Source organism: Aquibium sp. ELW1220 (genome assembly GCF_030398385.1).
Classification (GTDB): domain Bacteria; phylum Pseudomonadota; class Alphaproteobacteria; order Rhizobiales; family Rhizobiaceae; genus Aquibium.
Genome location: NZ_JAOAOQ010000049.1, coordinates 20940 through 37344 on the forward strand (window position 1 = coordinate 20940; position 16405 = coordinate 37344).

Here is a 16405-nt window from a genome sequence, read left to right on the forward strand (position 1 = left end):
TTGACCCATGTCCGGAAAACCGCCGGAGTGGCATTCAGGCAGGAGGAATTCATGCGCACCCAGGTCGTCATCATCGGATCGGGGCCTTCGGGCCTGCTCCTGGGCCAGTTGCTCTCCAATGCCGGCATCGACAACGTCATCCTGGAGCGTTCGACCAAGGACTACGTGCTGGCGCGCATCCGCGCCGGGGTGCTGGAAGAGGGCACCTGCGCCATGCTCGAGGAAGCCGGCGCGGCGGACCGGATGCGTGTCGAGGGCCTGCCGCATGACGGCTTCGACCTGACCTTCGACGGCCAGCGCCACCGCATCGACCTGCACGGCCTGACCGGCGGCAAACGCGTGATGGTCTACGGACAGACCGAAGTGACGCGCGACCTGATGGACCTGCGCGAGCGGACCGGGGGCAAGACGGTCTACGAAGCCGCCGACGTGGCGCTGCACGATTTCGACCGGGACAAGCCCTTCGTCACCTATTCGAAGGACGGCGTGGAGCATCGGATCGACTGCGACTTCATCGCCGGCTGCGACGGCTTCCATGGCGCCTCGCGCAAGGCGGCGCCGGAGACGCTGCTCAAGGTCTATGAGAAAGTCTACCCGTTCGGCTGGCTCGGCATCATTGCCGACGTGCCGCCGGTGAACCACGAACTCATCTACGCCAACCATCCCCGCGGTTTCGCACTCTGTTCGATGCGGTCGCACACCCGCAGCCGCTATTACGTCCAGGTTTCGCTCGACGAGAAGGTCGAGGACTGGTCAGACGATCGGTTCTGGGACGAGATCCGCCGCCGCCTGACGCCGGACGCGGCCGAAGCGATGACCACCGGCCCGTCGGTCGAGAAGTCGATCGCGCCGCTGCGCTCCTTCGTGGCCGAGCCGCTGCGCTTCGGCCGCATGTTCCTCGTCGGCGACGCCGGCCATATCGTACCGCCGACCGGCGCCAAGGGATTGAACCTCGCTGCCAGCGACGTGCGCTACCTGTTCGATGCGCTGCGCGAGTTCTACGGTGAGAAATCCATGGCCGGCATCGACGGCTACTCGGCGAAGGCGCTGCGCCGCATCTGGAAGGCCGAGCGGTTTTCCTGGTGGATGACCTCGCTGATGCACAAGTTCCCCGATGGCGGCGACTTCGGCCAGCGGATCCAGGAGGCGGAACTCGACTACACCGTCAACTCGCACGCGGCGTCGATGTCGCTGGCCGAGAACTACGTTGGCCTGCCGTACTGACGAGGCGCTTGCTGTTCAGCGCTCGCTGGCGGCCACGTCACGCAGGATGCGGGTGAACAGGTCCAGCACCGGGAGGGGTTCGCGGTCGGCGCGCAGCGTTATGCCGACCGCGCCGCGGGTGTCCGATGTGTCGATGGGCAGGCGGACCAGCGTTCCCGCCGCCATCTCGTTGGCCACCACGCCCTGCGAAATGATCCAGATCGCGTCCGTCTCGCGCAGGAAGGCGCGGCCGAAGCTGTCGGAAACGCTCTCGATGCGGGCGCGCAGATCGGCCAGGCCATGTGCGATGAGCAGTCGCTCGACGAAGGGACGGATGATCGCCGATCGCGTCGGCATGATGACCGGATAGGTTCGAAGTGCCGGGAAGTCGAAGGTGGCGGTCTCCAGCAAGGGGTGGCCGCTGCGCACGACGAAGACCACCTGCTCCGAATAGAGGTGCTCGAAGGTGAGGCCCACCATCCGCTCCGGCGCAGCAAGCCGCCCGACGACGACGTCGAGATCGCCGCGTGTAAGCTGGTCGAGCAGGACGGCATTTTCGCCGGTGACGATCTTCAGGCGGGCGCCGCTTCCCTGCAGCAGCGCACGCACGGCGGTCGGCATGATCCTGGCGGAAACCGTCGGAAGCGCTCCGATGCGAAGAGGCGGCGCCTCGTCGTTGCCGACGCGGCGGACGGCATCGACGCCCTTGCGCAGGGCGGCGAGGCTCGCGCCGGCATGGCGGCGGAATTCCTGGCCCGCCGTCGTCAGCCGAATGCCGCGACCGTCGCGCTCGACGAGGGCGCAGCCGAGCTCCTCCTCCAGTTCGCGCAAGGTCCGCGTGACCGCCGGCTGCGACACATGCAGCGTCTCGGCCGCCCGGCCGACGCTGCCGTGCCGGGCGATCTCCAGGAATGTCGTCAGGTGGCGCGTCTTGACCTGCATGGCAAACCCATATCAAAAAAATTATCGGTGGTGCCAAAATCGGAATTATTCCTAACAAGCAGCCCTTGCTATGTATACACACAGCTTCATGGGAGGACTGCGTGTCTGAGACTGAGGAGAAATCCGCCCGATACGATCAGGGCATGGCGACCAGGCGCAGCGTGCTGGGTGCGGCGCATGTCGACAGGGCGCAGGCCGCCAAGACCGCCTTCGACGAGCCGTTCCAGGACCTCATCACCGAGGCCGCGTGGGGACATGTCTGGTCGCGGCCGCACTGGACGAAGCGCGAGCGTTCGATGGTGACGCTGGCCCTGCTGGCTGCGCTCGGCCATCACGACGAGGTGGCGATGCACGTGCGGGCCACCGCCAACACAGGCGCCACACCGGACGACATCCGCGAGGCGATGCTGCACGTCGCCATCTATGCCGGCGTTCCCGCCGCCAACCACGCGATCAAGATCGTGAAACAGACCCTTGCCGAGATGGAGGAGGCCAGCACATGACCGCAAGCAACGGCTTGTCCAACCAGAGGCCCGAGACGGGCTCGTTCTTCCAGCGCGACCGCGAGTGGCATCCGCCGGCACTGACGCCGCAGTACAAGACCTCGGTGCTGCGCTCGCCGCAGCGGGCGTTGATCTCGCTCGACAACACGATCAGCGAGATCACCGGGCCGACCTTCGGGCACAACATCATCGGCGAGCTCGACAACGACCTGATCCTGAACTTCGCCAAGCCGGGCGAAAGCGCCATCGGCGAGCGTATCATCGTCTACGGACGCGTGCTCGACGAGCGCGGCAAGGGCGTGCCCAACGTGCTCGTCGAGTTCTGGCAGGCCAATGCCGGCGGCCGCTACCGTCACAAGAAGGACGGCTACCTGGCGCCGCTCGACCCGAATTTCGGCGGCTGCGGCCGTACCATCACCGGCGAGGACGGCTCCTATTCGTTCCGCACCATCAAGCCGGGACCCTATCCCTGGCCGAACGGCGTCAACGACTGGCGGCCGCGCCACATCCATTTCTCGATCTTCGGCAACGGCTTCGCGCAGCGGCTGATCACGCAGATGTATTTCGAGGGCGACCCGCTGATCTGGAAGTGCCCGATCGTGTCGACGATCCCCAGCCGTGAGGCGATCGAGGACCTGATCGCGCCGCTCGACATGGAATACACGATCCCGATGGACGCTATGGCCTACAAGTTCGACATGGTGCTGCGCGGACGCCGTTCGACGATGTTCGAGAACCGGCTGGAGGGGAATTGATTTGTCGATGCCATAGGCGTTGAATACATAGACTACATGTATTCAACGCCGGAGATCCGCTCATGCCGACCTCGATCCGCCTGGAGCCCGAAATCGAAGCCCGCCTGGACGCCCTGGCCGCCCGCACCGGGCGGACCAAGGCCTACTACCTGCGCGAACTGATCGCCAACGGGCTCGGGGACCTCGAAGACTATTACACCGCGGTCGAGGTTTCGGAGCGAATTCGCCGTGGCGAGGAGAAGACCTATCCGCTCGAAGAAGTGATCCGCGACCTTGGCCTGGACGATTGAGCTTTCGGATACGGCGAAGAAGTCGCTGCGCAAGCTCGACCGCCAGGTGTCGAAGCGGATAGCGGTCTTCCTGCGCGGCCGGGTCGCGCAGCTCGACGATCCCCGCGCCTTGGGAAAGGCGCTGCACGCGTCGCTGGAAGACTACTGGTCCTATCGCGTCGGCGACTATCGCCTGATCTGCGAAATCCGGGACCAGACACTCGTCGTGCTGGTCGTGGAGATCGGCCACCGATCGGACGTCTATCGCTAGTTGGGAGAAACATCATGCAATCGCTCGGCCGCCTCAAGGAAACCGCCTCGCAGACCGCGGGTCCCTATGTTCACATCGGCCTGACGCCGAACTTCTGCGACATCGGTGGCGTCTATTCGACCGACCTCGGCACCCAGATGGTCAACGACAAGACGAAGGGCGAGCGCATTACTGTCAAGGCTCGCGTCATTGACGGCTCCGGAACGCCGCTGCGCGATTCGCTGATCGAGATCTGGCAGGCCGACGCCGACGGGCTCTACAATTCGCCTTCCGAGATGCGTGGTTCGGCCGATCCGAACTTCACCGGCTGGGGCCGCTGCCCGGCCGACATGGATACGGGCGAGTTCGTCTTCCAGACGATCAAGCCGGGCCGCGTGCCGTTCCGCGACGGCCGCCCGATGGCGCCGCACATCACCTTCTGGATCGTCGCGCGCGGCATCAATCTCGGCCTGCACACGCGCATGTATTTCGGCGACGAGGAGAAGGCCAACGCGGAGGACCCGATCCTGCAGCGGGTGGAGCACAAGGTGCGCGTGCCAACCCTGATTGCCCGGCGCGACGGCGACGTCTACACCTTCGACATCCACCTGCAGGGTGACCGCGAAACCATCTTCTTCGACATCTGAGACCGCGTGCCCTTCATGTCCGCATCGCCCTTCGAGCACCCATACCTCAGCGGTCTGCTGGGCGATGCGGACATGGCACCCTTCTTCTCCGTCGAGGCCGACTGCCGCGCCATGGTCGACTTCGAGGTCGCCCTCGCGCGGGCGCAGGGCGGGTCAGGGGTGATCCCGCCCGACGCGGCCGAGACCATCGCGGCGGCGCTGGCCGGTTTCTCGCCCGATGTCGACGCTCTTGCCGCGGGCACGGGCCGCGACGGCGTGGTCGTTCCCGAACTCGTGCGCCAGCTGCGCAAGGCGGTCGGGCGCGATGCGGCCGCCTTCGTGCATGTCGGCGCGACCAGCCAGGACGTGGTCGACACTTCGCTTTCGCTGCGTCTGAAGCCGGCGCTCGCCATCCTCGATGCGCGGCTTGCCGCCGTCACCGAGGCCTTGCAGGCGCTCGAGGATCGCGACGGCGACATCGAGGTCATGGCGCACACGCGCATGCAGGCGGCGATACCCGTGCCCGCATCGCGCAAGATCCGCAGCTGGCGCGACCCGCTCGTCCGCCACCGCGCGCGTCTCGACGTCGTCTCAGCCGGCGTCGCGATCCTGCATTTCGGCGGTGCGGCAGGCACGCTGGAGAAGCTCGGCGACAGGGCCAGTGACGTGGCGCAGCGGCTCGCTTCGGCTCTCGGCCTGAAGCCCGTCGATCACGCCCGCCATTCCGAGCGGGACGGCATTGCTGAACTGGCCTCCTGGCTGTCGCTGGTTACCGGCAGCCTCGGCAAGATGGGGCAGGACATCGCGCTCGCCGCGCAGAGCGAGGTTGGCGAGATCAGGCTTTCGGGCGGCGGCGGGTCGTCGGCCATGCCGCACAAGGTCAATCCGGTCGCTGCAGAGACGCTGGTGACGCTGGCGCGCTTCAATGCGACCCTGCTTGCGGGGATGCACCAGTCGCTGGTGCACGAGAACGAGCGTTCGGGCGCGGCCTGGACGCTGGAATGGATGATTCTGCCGCAGATGATCACCGCCTGCGCGGCGGCGCTGCGGCACGCACAGGCGCTGGTCGGCCAGATCGCCATCCGCCCCCTGAAGAGCGGCGCCGACGAAGCGGCCGCGAAAGACGGTCGCTCGTGAAGGAACGCTGGATCGTCGCCTATTGCGGCGTGCTGATGTCGATCTCGTCCTTCTCGGTCGACATCACGCTGCCGTCCTTCCCGGTCATGGTGGACGACCTCGACGCCCCCTTCGAGCTCGTGCAGTGGACCATCACCTCCTACATGATCGGGGCCGGCCTCGGGCAGCTGGTCTGGGGTTCGATGTCCGATCGCTTCGGCCGGCGGCCGGCGCTGGCGGCGGGACTCGCCCTGTTCCTGCTCGGCTGCCTCGGCGCGGCCTTCGCATCCTCCATCGAACTCATGCTCGCCTGCCGCGTGCTGCAGGGGCTCGGTGCCGCCGCCGCCATCGTGTCGTCACGGGCGATCATCCGCGACCGGTTTTCGGGCGAGGCGCTGGCGCGCAATCTGGCCCTCGCCACCGCGATCTTCGCCGTCGGGCCGATCTTCGCGCCGCTGCTCGGCGCAGGCGTCGCCGCGCTGGCCGGCTGGCGCTTCATCTTTCTCGGACTGTCGGTCTTTGCCGCCGGCCTGCTGATCGTGCTCGTGCGCCTGCCCGAGACGCTGCCGGCGCGGGCGCCCGACGCGATGCGGCTCGCCGTCTTCGTGCAGCGGTCGCGCCGCCTGCTCGCGCATCCGCAGTCCCGCTACTTCGTCTTCCTGTCGGCGATCGTCATGGCGTCGATGCTGCTCATCCTCGCCTCCACGCCGCGCATCTACGAGCATGCCTTCGGCCTGAGCGGGACGACCTTCGCCGTCTATTTCGCCTTCCATGGGCTCGGCATCGTCCTTGGCCAGGCGGCGAACCGGCGGCTGATCCGCAGCATCGGCATCGTCAACGCCATGATTGCCGCCAACGTCGTCCTCGTGGTCGCGGTCATGCTGATGCTCGGCTTCATCTTCGCCGGGATGATGAACGCGATCCTGATGACGGCGCTGATCACGCTCTTCGCCACCAGCTACCTGATCGTCTATTCCAATGCGGCGGCGATGGTTCTCGACCCGCATGGCGATATCGCCGGCTTCACCGCCGCCTTCTACGGCTTCGTCAGCCAGATCGGCTCGGCGCTGCTCGTCTCGCTGCTGGTGGTGGTGACGGGCGAGAGCGTGACGGGCTTCGCCGCAGCCCTTCTGGCGATCTGCCTCGTCAGCCTGGCCGCCCTGCTGGCGTGGCGTCCGCGGGGCTGATCACTTCAGCTTCTCTTCCAGCCAGGTCCTGATCAGCGCCTGCCGCGTGATTCCCAGCCGCTGCGCCTCGATGTCGAGCCCGTTCACCATCCAGGTGGGGAGCTCGACGTCGACAAGCGTGGGCTCGCGGTTCGGTCGTCGGGCGGTGGACCAGTCGAAGTATTCGGACACATCCTCGCCGTCGTCGAATTTCTTGTCGAGTTCAGTCGCTGATATTCGTTTCATAGGCCTTGACCTCTGTCGTCCGCGAGCGGCGGACCGATATCATCCGCAACCGGCCGTTCCGTATCGTGCAAACCGCAGTCCAACTGACGCCACCGATCCGGCCGATGGCAAAGAAGCGATTTTCCTCACCGGATCTCGCTTCGATCTCGAAAAGATAATCGTCCTTCCAGAGAGCCTTGGCTTCCTCGAAGTCGATGCCATGCTTGTCCTTGTTCGACGCGCTCTTGGCGGGATCGTATTCGAACTCCATGACCGCGAACCATACCATTGAAATGGTATGGCGGCCATCCGGCGTCCAGTCAGACCGCGTTCATCGTCAGCAGCTCATACGTCGCCACCTGCTCGCCGTCCTGGTTGGTCACCGCCACGTCCCAGCGCACTTCGCCGTGGCCGGGGTTGCGCAGCGTCTTTTCCTTGGCGGTCAGCCGCACCTTCAGCGTGTCGCCAGGCGAGACGGGCTTGGTGAAGCGCAGATTGTCGAGCCCGTAGTTGGCCAGCACCGGCCCCGGCGCGGGGTCGACGAAGAGGCCCGCCGCAAAGGACAGGATCAGGTAGCCATGCGCCACGCGGCCGGGGAAGAAGGGGTTGGCCTTTGCCGCCTCCTCGTCCATGTGGGCGTAGAAGTTGTCGCCGGTGAAGTCGGCGAACTGCTCGATGTCGGCCAGCGTCACCTCGCGCGTCGCGGTCTCCAGCGTGTGGCCGATCTCCAGCTCGCCGAATGTCATGCGGAACGGGTGGACGTCCTTCGCGAGCGGCGTCGAGCCCTTCACGAAGCTCTTCGTGATGGCCGAAAGCAGGTCCGGGCTAGCCTGGATCGCAGTGCGCTGCATGTAGTGCATGACGCCGCGGATGCCGCCCATCTCCTCGCCGCCGCCGGCGCGTCCAGGGCCGCCATGGACGAGATGGGGCAGGGGAGAGCCGTGCCCGGTCGCTTCCTTGCCGGTGTCGCGGTTGGCGAAGTAGAGCCGGCCGTGGAAGGCGCCGGACGCGATCACCACCTGCCGCGCCACCGCCGGGTCGTGCGTGAACACCGAGGCGACGAGCGAGCCAGCGCCGCGGTTGGCGAGCGTGGTCGCATGGTCGAGGTCGCGATAGGCCATCACGGTCGAGACCGGGCCGAAGGCCTCCACCGAATGCACCTTCTCGGCACCGTCCGGATCGTCGCAGGCAAACAGCATCGGCGACACGAAGGCGCCCGCCGCCACGTCGACGCCCGCGGGCGCGAACCCGTCGGCGCCGTACACGCAGCGCGCCTCGGTGCCGATCATCCGCGCCTTCTCCAGCACGTCTTCGCGCTGGGCGAGGCTCGCCAGCGCGCCCATCCGCGTGCCCTCCGCGCGGGGATCGCCGACCGGCGTCTTCGCGAGCTTCTCGCAGATCGCCGCGATCACCGCCTCGCGGTGCGCGGCCGGGACGAGGATCCGGCGGATCGCCGTGCATTTCTGGCCCGCCTTGGCGGTCATCTCGCGGTGCACCTCGCGCACGAAGGTGTCGAACTCGGGCGTGCCGGGCGCCGCGTCGGGTCCGAGGATCGTCGCATTCAGCGAATCCTGCTCGGCCACGAAGCGCACGGCATTGTCGAGCAGGTTGCGGTTGCCGCGCAGCATGCCGGCGGTCGCCGCCGACCCGGTGAAGGAGACGACGTCCTGCGAGCCCAGCCGGTCGATCAGGTCGCCGGTGGAGCCGGCCACGAACTGCACCGCACCCTCCGGCAGCAGGCCGGATTCGATCATCATCCGGAAGGCGGCTTCGGCCAGCCACGCCGTCGCCGAGGCCGGCTTGACGATCGCCGGCACGCCGGCCAGCAGCGTCGGCGACAGCTTCTCCAGCATGCCCCAGACCGGGAAGTTGAAGGCGTTGATGTGGACCGCCACGCCCTGCAGCGAGGTCGCCACGTGCTGGCCGAGGAAGCTGCCGGTCTTGCCGAACTGCTCGATGCCCGGCTCGACATAGATCACGTCGTCGGGCAGTTCGCGGCGGCCCTTCGAGGCATAGACGAACATCGTGCCGATGCCGCCGTCGATGTCGATCATCGAATCCGTCTTGGTCGCGCCGGTGTCGTAGGACAGCTCGTAGAGCGCCTCGCGCCGCTCGTTCAGGTACTGCGCCAGCCCCTTCAGCATCGCCGCGCGCTGGTGGAACGTCATCGCCCTTAGCGCCGGCCCGCCGACGCTGCGGGCATGTGCGGTCATCGCCGCAAAATCGAGCTCGGCGCCGAGCCGCGCCACGACGCGACCGTCGATCGCGCTCTTCAGGTCGGTCAGGCGCCCGGACGGGGCGACCCAGCGGCCGGCAGCATAGCTGTTCAGGGCGAGGATGGTCATGATGTGGCTCCTGTTGTGGCGTGTGTTGTGTTCCTGCCGGAAAGGCCGCACTCCGTCGCGCCCCCCTCTGGCCTGCCGGCCATCTCCCCCACGAGGGGGGAGATCGGCAGCGTCGGCCGCCGCTTCCGGCCTGCGACGGTGGAGATTGGCGAAGGCCGCGGCGACATCCGATCTCCCCCCTCGTGGGGGAGATGGCCGGCAGGCCAGAGGGGGGCGCCGTAGAGCAAGATCTATCCCACCCGCGCCGGCAGGCCCCGTCCCACCCGCGCCGGCAGGCTGGCAAACCCGCGAAACCGCACCCGCCCCGTCCTCATCGGCGTCCCCTCTAGCGCGAACCCCGGAAATCGCGCGAGGAACCGCGAAATCGCGATGCGCCCCTCCATCCGCGCCAGCGAGAAGCCGGCGCAGAGATGCGGGCCCTGCGCGAAGGCAAGGTGGCGGTTGGGCCTGCGCGACAGGTCGAGCCGGTCGGGATCGGCAAACTGGCGCGGGTCGCGGTTCGCCGCCCCGATCGCCAGGTGGATGCGCGTGCCGGGCTCGAGCGTCTCGCCATGGAAGATCGCGGGCTCGACGCTCCGGCGGTTGCCGAGCTGGTTCGGGCTCTGGAAGCGCAGGACCTCGTCCACCGCGGTGTCGATGAGCGCGGGCTCCTCGATCAGCCGGCGGCGTTCGCCCGGCCATTGCGTCAGTTCGTGCAGCGCGTTGCCGATCAGGTTGGTGGTCGTCTCGTGGCCGGCATTGAGGATGAAGATGCAGTTCTGCAGGAGTTCGGTGTCGCTGAGCAGTTCGCCCTCATTTCCGGCGATCAGCCGCGTCAGCACGTCGGTGGCGGGGTCGCCGGGCTTTGCCCGGCGCCGTGCGGCGAGGTCGCCTAGATAGGCCTTGAACTCGGTCACCGCGCGGTTGCCGCGCTCGACCTGGTTGGAGTTCAGCACCGGCTCCAGCGCGCCGAGGATCGCCAGCGACCAGTCGCGCAGCGGCCGGCGCTCCTCGTGCGGCATGACGAAGAGGTTGCCGATGACCTCGAGCGGGATTGCGGCCGCGAAATCCTCGATCAGGTCGGCTTCGTCCTTCTCCTCCAGCCGGTCGAGCAGGCCGTCGACGAGCGCGACGAGCCCCGGTTCCATGGCCGCGATGGCACGCGGTGTCAGCGCACCCATCATGATCCTGCGCACGCGCGTGTGCAGCGGCGGGTCGTTGAAGACGAGGCTCGTCGTGTGGTGTTCGTAGAGCGGCGTCTCGCCGAATTTCGGCAGGAACTCCACCTTCTTGTCCGACGAGAAAGTCTTGGTGTCGCGGTAGACGCGGTCGAGGTCCTCGTGGCGCGACAGCATCACCGAGCCGTCGGCGAAGCGTTTCAGCGGCGCATGCTCGAGCAGCGCGCGGTAGACCGGGAAGGGGTCCTCCGCGAAGCCCGGCGGCATCGCGCCGATGTCGAACGCCTCGGCGAGGCTCCTGTCCGCCTGCATGTGCTCCGCTCCTCCCAAGCGCCGGACGCGACCTCGGTCCCATCCGCGAGTATTATTGACCGACCGGCCGGTTTATGCAAGTCTTCCCGCCATGCGCTCGGGAGGAGTGCGGGCGGGGAGGCTCCAATGGCATTGACGGCTGAAGAAATCGCCAGGCGCTCGGCAGACGCCATGTGGGCGCGCGACGACGCCTCGAAATGGCTCGGCGCATCGCTCGACGCGGTCGGTCCCGGCACGGCGACCCTGTCGATGACGGTCGAGAAGCACCATACCAACGGCCACGACATCTGCCATGGCGGCTTCATCTTTACGCTGGCCGATTCGGCCTTCGCCTTCGCCTGCAATTCCTACAACCAGCTGGTGGTCGCGCAGCACAACGTCATCACCTTCGTCGCGCCCGGCCAGCTCGGCGACCGGCTCACGGCGACCGCCTGCGAGGTGACGCGCTTCGGGCGCTCGGGCATCTACGACGTGCGCGTGACCAACCAGGCCGGCCGCCTGATCGCCGAGTTCCGCGGCGCGTCGCGGGCCATCGAAGGCCGGCATTTCGACGACATGGCAGCCTGAGCGCGCCGACGGGCCGAACGAGGGGGAGGATGGAATGAGAGACCTGGCACCGCGCAGGCAAGACCTGGACCCGATCGAGATCGCCTCGCGCGACGAGATCGCCGCCCTGCAGCTCAACCGGCTGAAATGGTCGCTGCGCCACGCCTACGACAACGTCGCGCATTACCGCCAGGCCTTCGACGCGGCGGGCGTCCACCCCGACGACCTGAAGCAGCTGTCCGACCTGAAGCTCTTCCCCTTCACCACCAAGCACGACCTGCGCGCCAACTATCCCTTCGGCATGTTCGCCGTGCCGCGCGAACAGGTGGCTCGGATCCACGCCTCCTCGGGCACCACGGGCAAGCCCACCGTCGTCGGCTACACAAAAAACGATCTCGCCGTCTGGGCCGACTGCGTGGCGCGCTCCATGCGCGCCTCGGGCACGCGTCCCGGCGACATCGTCCACATCGCCTATGGCTACGGCCTCTTCACCGGCGGCCTCGGCGCGCATTACGGCGCCGAGCGGCTCGGCTGCACCGTCGTCCCGGTCTCCGGCGGCATGACCACGCGGCAGGTGACCTTGATCGAGGATTTCAAGCCCACCACCATCATGGTCACGCCGTCCTACATGCTCTCCATCCTCGACGAGTACCGCGCCCAGGGGCTCGACCCGCGCAAGAGCCCGCTTCAGGTCGGCATCTTCGGCGCCGAGCCCTGGACCAATGCCATGCGGTCCGAGATCGAGGACGCCTTCGACATGCACGCCGTCGACATCTACGGCCTGTCGGAGGTGATGGGACCGGGCGTCGCCAACGAGTGCGTCGAGACCAAGGACGGGCTGCACATCTGGGAGGATCATTTCTATCCCGAGATCGTCGACCCGATCACCGGCGACCCGGTCGAGGACGGCGGGCAGGGCGAGCTGGTCTTCACCTCGCTCTCCAAGGAGGCCTTCCCGATCGTCCGTTACCGCACGCGCGATCTGACGAGGCTGCTGCCCGGCACCGCGCGCAGCATGCGGCGCATGGAAAAGATCACCGGCCGCTCGGACGACATGATGATCCTGCGCGGCGTCAACGTCTTCCCGACCCAGATCGAGGAGCAGATCCTCGCCATCGAGGGGCTGGCGCCGCATTTCCAGGTCGAACTCACCCGCGAGGGCCGCATGGACGAGATGACGGTCCATGTCGAGGCAACGATCACGCATGTGACAGACGAGGCGCGCAAGGTCGCGGGCCATGCGCTGCGCGAGCGCATCAAGGACGTGGTCGGCGTCACGGTGCGGGTCAACGTCACCGAACCGGAGAAGGTCGCCCGCAGCCAGGGCAAGGCCCAGCGCATCGTCGACAACCGGCCGAAGGGATGAGCGTCGCCGTCGCGATCGAGGTCGGCCCGCTCGGCCGGGACAGCCTGCGCCGGGCCGGCGCGGCGGCGCCCTGATGGCGCGCAGCCGCGCCCGGGACTACGACGAGAAGCGCCTGTCACTGCTGCGCCAGGCCGCCGCGGTCTTTGCGCGCGACGGCTACGACCGCGCCTCGATGGCCGGCCTCGCCGCCGAATGCGGCGTGTCGAAGGCGCTGTTCTACCACTACTACGCCTCCAAGGAGGCGCTGCTCTTCGACATCATCAGCACCCATCTCGAAGAGCTCGTCGAGGCGGTGGAGGCAGCCGACGATGCGGCCCTTGCGCCCGAACTCCGGCTGGAACGGCTGGTCGGCGCCCTGCTCGAGGCCTATCGCGACGCCGACGCCGAGCACAAGCTGCAGATCGGCACGATGCAGATCCTGCCCGACGCCGAGCAGGCGCAGCTGAAGGCGCTGGAGCGCCAGCTCGTCGCCCGCTTCGCCGAGGCGATCCGCGCCGTCGCACCCGAAGCCTTCGAGGGCACGCCGCTGCTCAAGCCCGTCACCATGAGCCTCTTCGGCATGCTCAACTGGTTCTACATGTGGTTCCGCGAGGGCGGCCCGGTCGGCCGGGCCGATTATGCGCTGCTCGCCACCCGGCTCCTGGTCGGCGGGGTGAGAGACCTCGCCGCCCGCCCCATGACGGATCGATGATCCCGCGCTTGTGATTTCCCGCCGGAGGGCTGCGCGCCTAACGTCGGTGCTCCAACCTCTGGGGGAAGTCCGCAATGACCCGCATCACCGAAGACCAGTACCGGCGCCTCGTCTCCCGCCGCAGCGTCCTCAAGGGCAGTGCAGCACTCGCCGCCCTGCCGCTCCTGTCCTGGACCGAGATCGCCCGCGCCGCCGAGCCGCATCGCTTCATGCAGGGCGACGCCGACGTCTCCGTCATCAGCGACGGCGAGCTGACCCTGCCGCTGAACGTCCTGTCCCCCGACGCGACGCCCGAGCAGCTCGCCGAGATCGCGAAGACCATGGGCTGGACCGACGGCAGCGCGCACCCGTCCACAAACATCCCGCTGATCCGGATGGGCTCCGACCTGATCCTCGTCGACACCGGCTCGGGCAACCGCTTCGCGCCGACCGCCGGCAAGCTTTCGGAAAACCTCGCTGCCGCAGGTGTCGAGCCCGGCGCGATCACCCGCGTCGTCTTCACCCACGCCCATCCCGACCATGTCTGGGGCACGGTGCTCGACGACGGCACGCTGCGCTTCCCGAACGCGACCTATCACGTCGGCGCGACCGAGCATGCCTTCTGGACCGATCCCGACATCTTCTCCAAGCTGCCGGAGAATTTCCACGACTTCGCCCGCGGCGCGCAGCGCGACCTCGCCGCGGTCAAGGACCGGATGGTGCTGGTCAAGGGCGGCGACGACATCGTCACCGGGCTTTCGGCCATCGACACGCCCGGCCACACGCCGGGCCACATCTCACTTGCGCTCGCCGGCGGCGACGGCCTGATCATCACCGGCGATGCGCTGTCGAACCAGATCATCTCCTTCGAGCATCCGGGCTGGAAGTTCGGCTTCGACGCGATCCCCTACCTCGCCATCGCAAACCGCCGCAGGCTGATCGACCGCATGGTCGCCGACAAGTCGGCCGTGCTCGGCTACCACTTCGCCTATCCGGGCGTCGGCATGGCCGAGGCCTCCGGCGACGCCTTCCGCTACGTCGCAGGCTGACGGGCGGGCGGCGCCGGCTCGTCCGGCAGCCGCGGCATCGCCTCCAGACCCGGTCCGCAGCGGCCCCTGCGGCGGACCGGCGGCATCCGCCTTGCCATGGCCTTTGCCGCCGTGGCATCTCATGGCGATGGACGCAACCACCGACCCGGCCCTGACCGCGCTCGAGCGGATGATAGACCGCCTGCACGCGCGCGGGCGGCTGCGCGTCTGGTCGCTGGTCGTCACCGTCTTCGGCGACGCGGTCGCGCCGCGCGGCGGCCAGGCGCCGCTGTCGCTGCTCCAGGACCTGATGATGCGGCTGCGCGTCGAGCCGGGCGCGGTCCGCACCGCGATGTCGCGGCTCGCCGCCGACCACTGGGTCTCGCGCGAGCGGGAAGGGCGCAACAGCTTCTACCGGCTGGCCGACGAAGGGCGCCATGCCTTCGACCTCGCCACGCGCCGCATCTACGCATCCGGCCCGCCTGCCTGGGACGGACGCTGGATCGTCGCCGTCGCCCCGTCGCCGGGTGAGGTCGCGCGCCGCTCCGACCGTGACCGCGACATGCGCGAGATCGGCTTCGTGCCGACCGGGCCCGGCAGCTGGATCAAGCCGCATACGGAGGGTGGCGACCCAGCCGAGGGCCTGCCCTCGGGCCTGCTCGTCATCGCCGGTGCCGCGCTGCGCATTCCGGAAGGCGTGACGCGGCTCTGGTCGCTCGACGGCAGTGCGGCAGGCTACCGCACGCTCTGCGCCGACCTGTCGCCGCTCGCCCGCGCGCTGGCCGGCGGCGCGGTCCTTGCGCCGCTCGACGCGATGGCAGCACGCATCCTCGTCAACCATGGCTGGCGCCGCCTCGTGCTGCGCGACCCCGGCTTGCCCGCCGCCCTCCTGCCGCAGGACTGGCCGGGCGAGGAGGCGAGGGCACTGGTCCGCGACCTCTACGCCCGCCTCGCCGCCCCCAGCGAAACCTGGCTCGACACCGCCGGCCTGCCGACGCAGGCCCGGCCGGAGCGGTTCCGGGGGCGCTTCGGGGGGATCTGAGGTGCGGTGCGGTGCGGCGTAACCCGTTCCATCCCCCTTGCCTTGTCCCGGTCAGCGGGCAGGTGCGACACCCGCCGCCGTCATCCTCGGGCTTGTCCCACTGCTGTCCGGTTTAGAAAGCTGGACAAGGCGCATGACATTGATTCTACTCGGTTTCAGACGTTTCGCGGCGTTTGGACACGAGCAGGGAGCAATGTCATGCGGCACGACAATAGCGTATTCCACAGTGTGAATCGGCATGCAATTTTGACCCCCTAGACGGGAGGATCGGCGTCCAATTTTGACCCCCCTCATGAAGTCGATCTGCGACCATCCGTTCGTTTTGGCGAGCGGGTGGAGAGGGGATGAAGACAGTGGACACGATTGCCCGGGTTCGGCGTGCCTTTCATGTGCAGGGGTGGTCGCTCAAGCGGATCTGCCGCGAGCTGCACGTGTCGCGCAACACGGTCCGCAAGATTCTCAGGTCCGACGAGACCTCGTTCTCCTACGAGCGCGAGCGACAACCGAAGCCGAAGATCGGACCGTGGAAGGACCAGCTCGACGGGTTCCTCAACGGCAATCTCGGCAAGGCGGCGCGCGAGCAACTGACGCTGATCCGGATTTACGAGGAACTGCGCGCGCTCGGCTATGAGGGCGGCTACGACGCCGTGTGCCGCTATGCGAAGAGCTGGGCGAAGACGAGAGGATCGGNCGCCGCTATGCGAAGAGCTGGGCGAAGACGAGAGGATCGGCGACGGCCGAGGCCTACGTGCCGCTGTTCTTCGCACCGGGCGAAGCCTACCAGTTCGACTGGAGCCACGAGATCGTCCTGCTCGCCGGCGTGACGGTGACCGTGAAGGTCGCCCACGTCCGGCTCTGCCACAGCCGCATGATGTTCGTGCGGG

The 16405-nt window shown here is 67.8% G+C and carries 18 protein-coding genes and 1 pseudogene; 14 read left to right on the forward strand and 5 right to left on the reverse strand.

The features are described from left to right. Positions 1 to 51: 51 nt before the first annotated feature. Complete coding sequence (gene pobA / locus N1F91_RS27055; protein WP_289996782.1) at positions 52 to 1224, forward strand: 4-hydroxybenzoate 3-monooxygenase; 1173 nt, start codon at positions 52 to 54, stop codon at positions 1222 to 1224. A gap of 15 nt (positions 1225 to 1239) precedes the next feature. Here the strand turns inward: pobA and pcaQ are convergent, their stop codons facing one another. Then, on the reverse strand, positions 1240 to 2145 hold the full coding sequence (pcaQ, locus tag N1F91_RS27060; RefSeq protein WP_289996783.1) for a pca operon transcription factor PcaQ: 906 nt from the start codon (positions 2143 to 2145) through the stop codon (positions 1240 to 1242). 101 nt (positions 2146 to 2246) lie between these two features. On the opposite strand from pcaQ, the gene pcaC reads away from it, so the two are divergent. From pcaC to N1F91_RS27095, 7 genes are all read left to right on the forward strand, one after another. Then, a complete protein-coding gene (gene pcaC / locus N1F91_RS27065; RefSeq protein ID WP_289996784.1) occupies positions 2247 to 2648 on the forward strand; it encodes a 4-carboxymuconolactone decarboxylase in 402 nt (133 codons plus the stop codon). Further along, on the forward strand, positions 2645 to 3403 hold the full coding sequence (gene pcaH / locus N1F91_RS27070; protein ID WP_289996785.1) for a protocatechuate 3,4-dioxygenase subunit beta: 759 nt from the start codon (positions 2645 to 2647) through the stop codon (positions 3401 to 3403). The genes pcaC and pcaH overlap by 4 nt, the downstream gene beginning before the upstream one ends. 62 nt (positions 3404 to 3465) lie before the next feature. Continuing rightward, positions 3466 to 3693, forward strand: a complete 228-nt coding sequence (locus N1F91_RS27075; RefSeq protein WP_289996786.1) for a ribbon-helix-helix protein, CopG family — start codon at positions 3466 to 3468, stop codon at positions 3691 to 3693. Beyond that, positions 3677 to 3943 carry a type II toxin-antitoxin system RelE/ParE family toxin gene (locus tag N1F91_RS27080; protein WP_289996788.1) on the forward strand — a complete coding sequence of 89 codons (267 nt, stop codon included), beginning with the start codon at positions 3677 to 3679 and terminating at the stop codon, positions 3941 to 3943. The genes N1F91_RS27075 and N1F91_RS27080 overlap by 17 nt, the downstream gene beginning before the upstream one ends. Positions 3944 to 3954: 11 nt before the next feature. Beyond that, positions 3955 to 4569, forward strand: a complete 615-nt coding sequence (pcaG, locus tag N1F91_RS27085; protein WP_289996808.1) for a protocatechuate 3,4-dioxygenase subunit alpha — start codon at positions 3955 to 3957, stop codon at positions 4567 to 4569. A 15-nt stretch (positions 4570 to 4584) separates the two neighbouring features. After that, a complete protein-coding gene (locus N1F91_RS27090; RefSeq protein WP_289996789.1) occupies positions 4585 to 5685 on the forward strand; it encodes a 3-carboxy-cis,cis-muconate cycloisomerase in 1101 nt (366 codons plus the stop codon). Next, positions 5682 to 6851 (forward strand): MFS transporter, encoded by a 1170-nt coding sequence (locus tag N1F91_RS27095; protein ID WP_289996790.1) that lies wholly within the window; start codon positions 5682 to 5684, stop codon positions 6849 to 6851. The genes N1F91_RS27090 and N1F91_RS27095 overlap by 4 nt, the downstream gene beginning before the upstream one ends. Here the strand turns inward: N1F91_RS27095 and N1F91_RS27100 are convergent, their stop codons facing one another. From N1F91_RS27100 to N1F91_RS27115, 4 genes are all read right to left on the reverse strand, one after another. Then, positions 6852 to 7076 carry a CopG family antitoxin gene (locus tag N1F91_RS27100; RefSeq protein ID WP_210321229.1) on the reverse strand — a complete coding sequence of 75 codons (225 nt, stop codon included), beginning with the start codon at positions 7074 to 7076 and terminating at the stop codon, positions 6852 to 6854. Beyond that, positions 7054 to 7326 (reverse strand): BrnT family toxin, encoded by a 273-nt coding sequence (locus N1F91_RS27105; RefSeq protein ID WP_289996791.1) that lies wholly within the window; start codon positions 7324 to 7326, stop codon positions 7054 to 7056. The genes N1F91_RS27100 and N1F91_RS27105 overlap by 23 nt, the downstream gene beginning before the upstream one ends. A gap of 49 nt (positions 7327 to 7375) precedes the next feature. Then, complete coding sequence (gene paaZ / locus N1F91_RS27110; RefSeq protein WP_289996792.1) at positions 7376 to 9400, reverse strand: phenylacetic acid degradation bifunctional protein PaaZ; 2025 nt, start codon at positions 9398 to 9400, stop codon at positions 7376 to 7378. Positions 9401 to 9630: 230 nt separating this feature from the next. Further along, complete coding sequence (locus N1F91_RS27115; RefSeq protein ID WP_289996794.1) at positions 9631 to 10869, reverse strand: cytochrome P450; 1239 nt, start codon at positions 10867 to 10869, stop codon at positions 9631 to 9633. Between the two features lie 126 nt (positions 10870 to 10995). Here N1F91_RS27115 and paaI point away from each other — a divergent pair, with 126 nt between their 5' ends. The 6 genes and pseudogenes from paaI to N1F91_RS27145 form a co-directional block, all read left to right on the forward strand. Beyond that, on the forward strand, positions 10996 to 11436 hold the full coding sequence (paaI, locus tag N1F91_RS27120; RefSeq protein ID WP_289996795.1) for a hydroxyphenylacetyl-CoA thioesterase PaaI: 441 nt from the start codon (positions 10996 to 10998) through the stop codon (positions 11434 to 11436). A gap of 34 nt (positions 11437 to 11470) precedes the next feature. After that, the gene (gene paaK, locus N1F91_RS27125) at positions 11471 to 12781 is read left to right on the forward strand and encodes a phenylacetate--CoA ligase PaaK (protein ID WP_289996796.1); all 1311 of its coding nucleotides are present in this window, start codon (positions 11471 to 11473) and stop codon (positions 12779 to 12781) included. A 73-nt stretch (positions 12782 to 12854) separates the two neighbouring features. Then, positions 12855 to 13472, forward strand: coding sequence for a TetR/AcrR family transcriptional regulator (locus N1F91_RS27130; RefSeq protein WP_289996798.1), 618 nt, complete (start codon positions 12855 to 12857; stop codon positions 13470 to 13472). 74 nt (positions 13473 to 13546) lie between these two features. Further along, positions 13547 to 14500: an MBL fold metallo-hydrolase gene (locus N1F91_RS27135; RefSeq protein ID WP_289996801.1), complete on the forward strand. Its 954-nt coding sequence runs from the start codon at positions 13547 to 13549 to the stop codon at positions 14498 to 14500. A 121-nt stretch (positions 14501 to 14621) separates the two neighbouring features. After that, positions 14622 to 15521, forward strand: coding sequence for a PaaX family transcriptional regulator C-terminal domain-containing protein (locus N1F91_RS27140; protein WP_289996803.1), 900 nt, complete (start codon positions 14622 to 14624; stop codon positions 15519 to 15521). A gap of 344 nt (positions 15522 to 15865) precedes the next feature. Then, positions 15866 to 16405, forward strand: a pseudogene (locus tag N1F91_RS27145) (helix-turn-helix domain-containing protein); the annotation flags it as partial.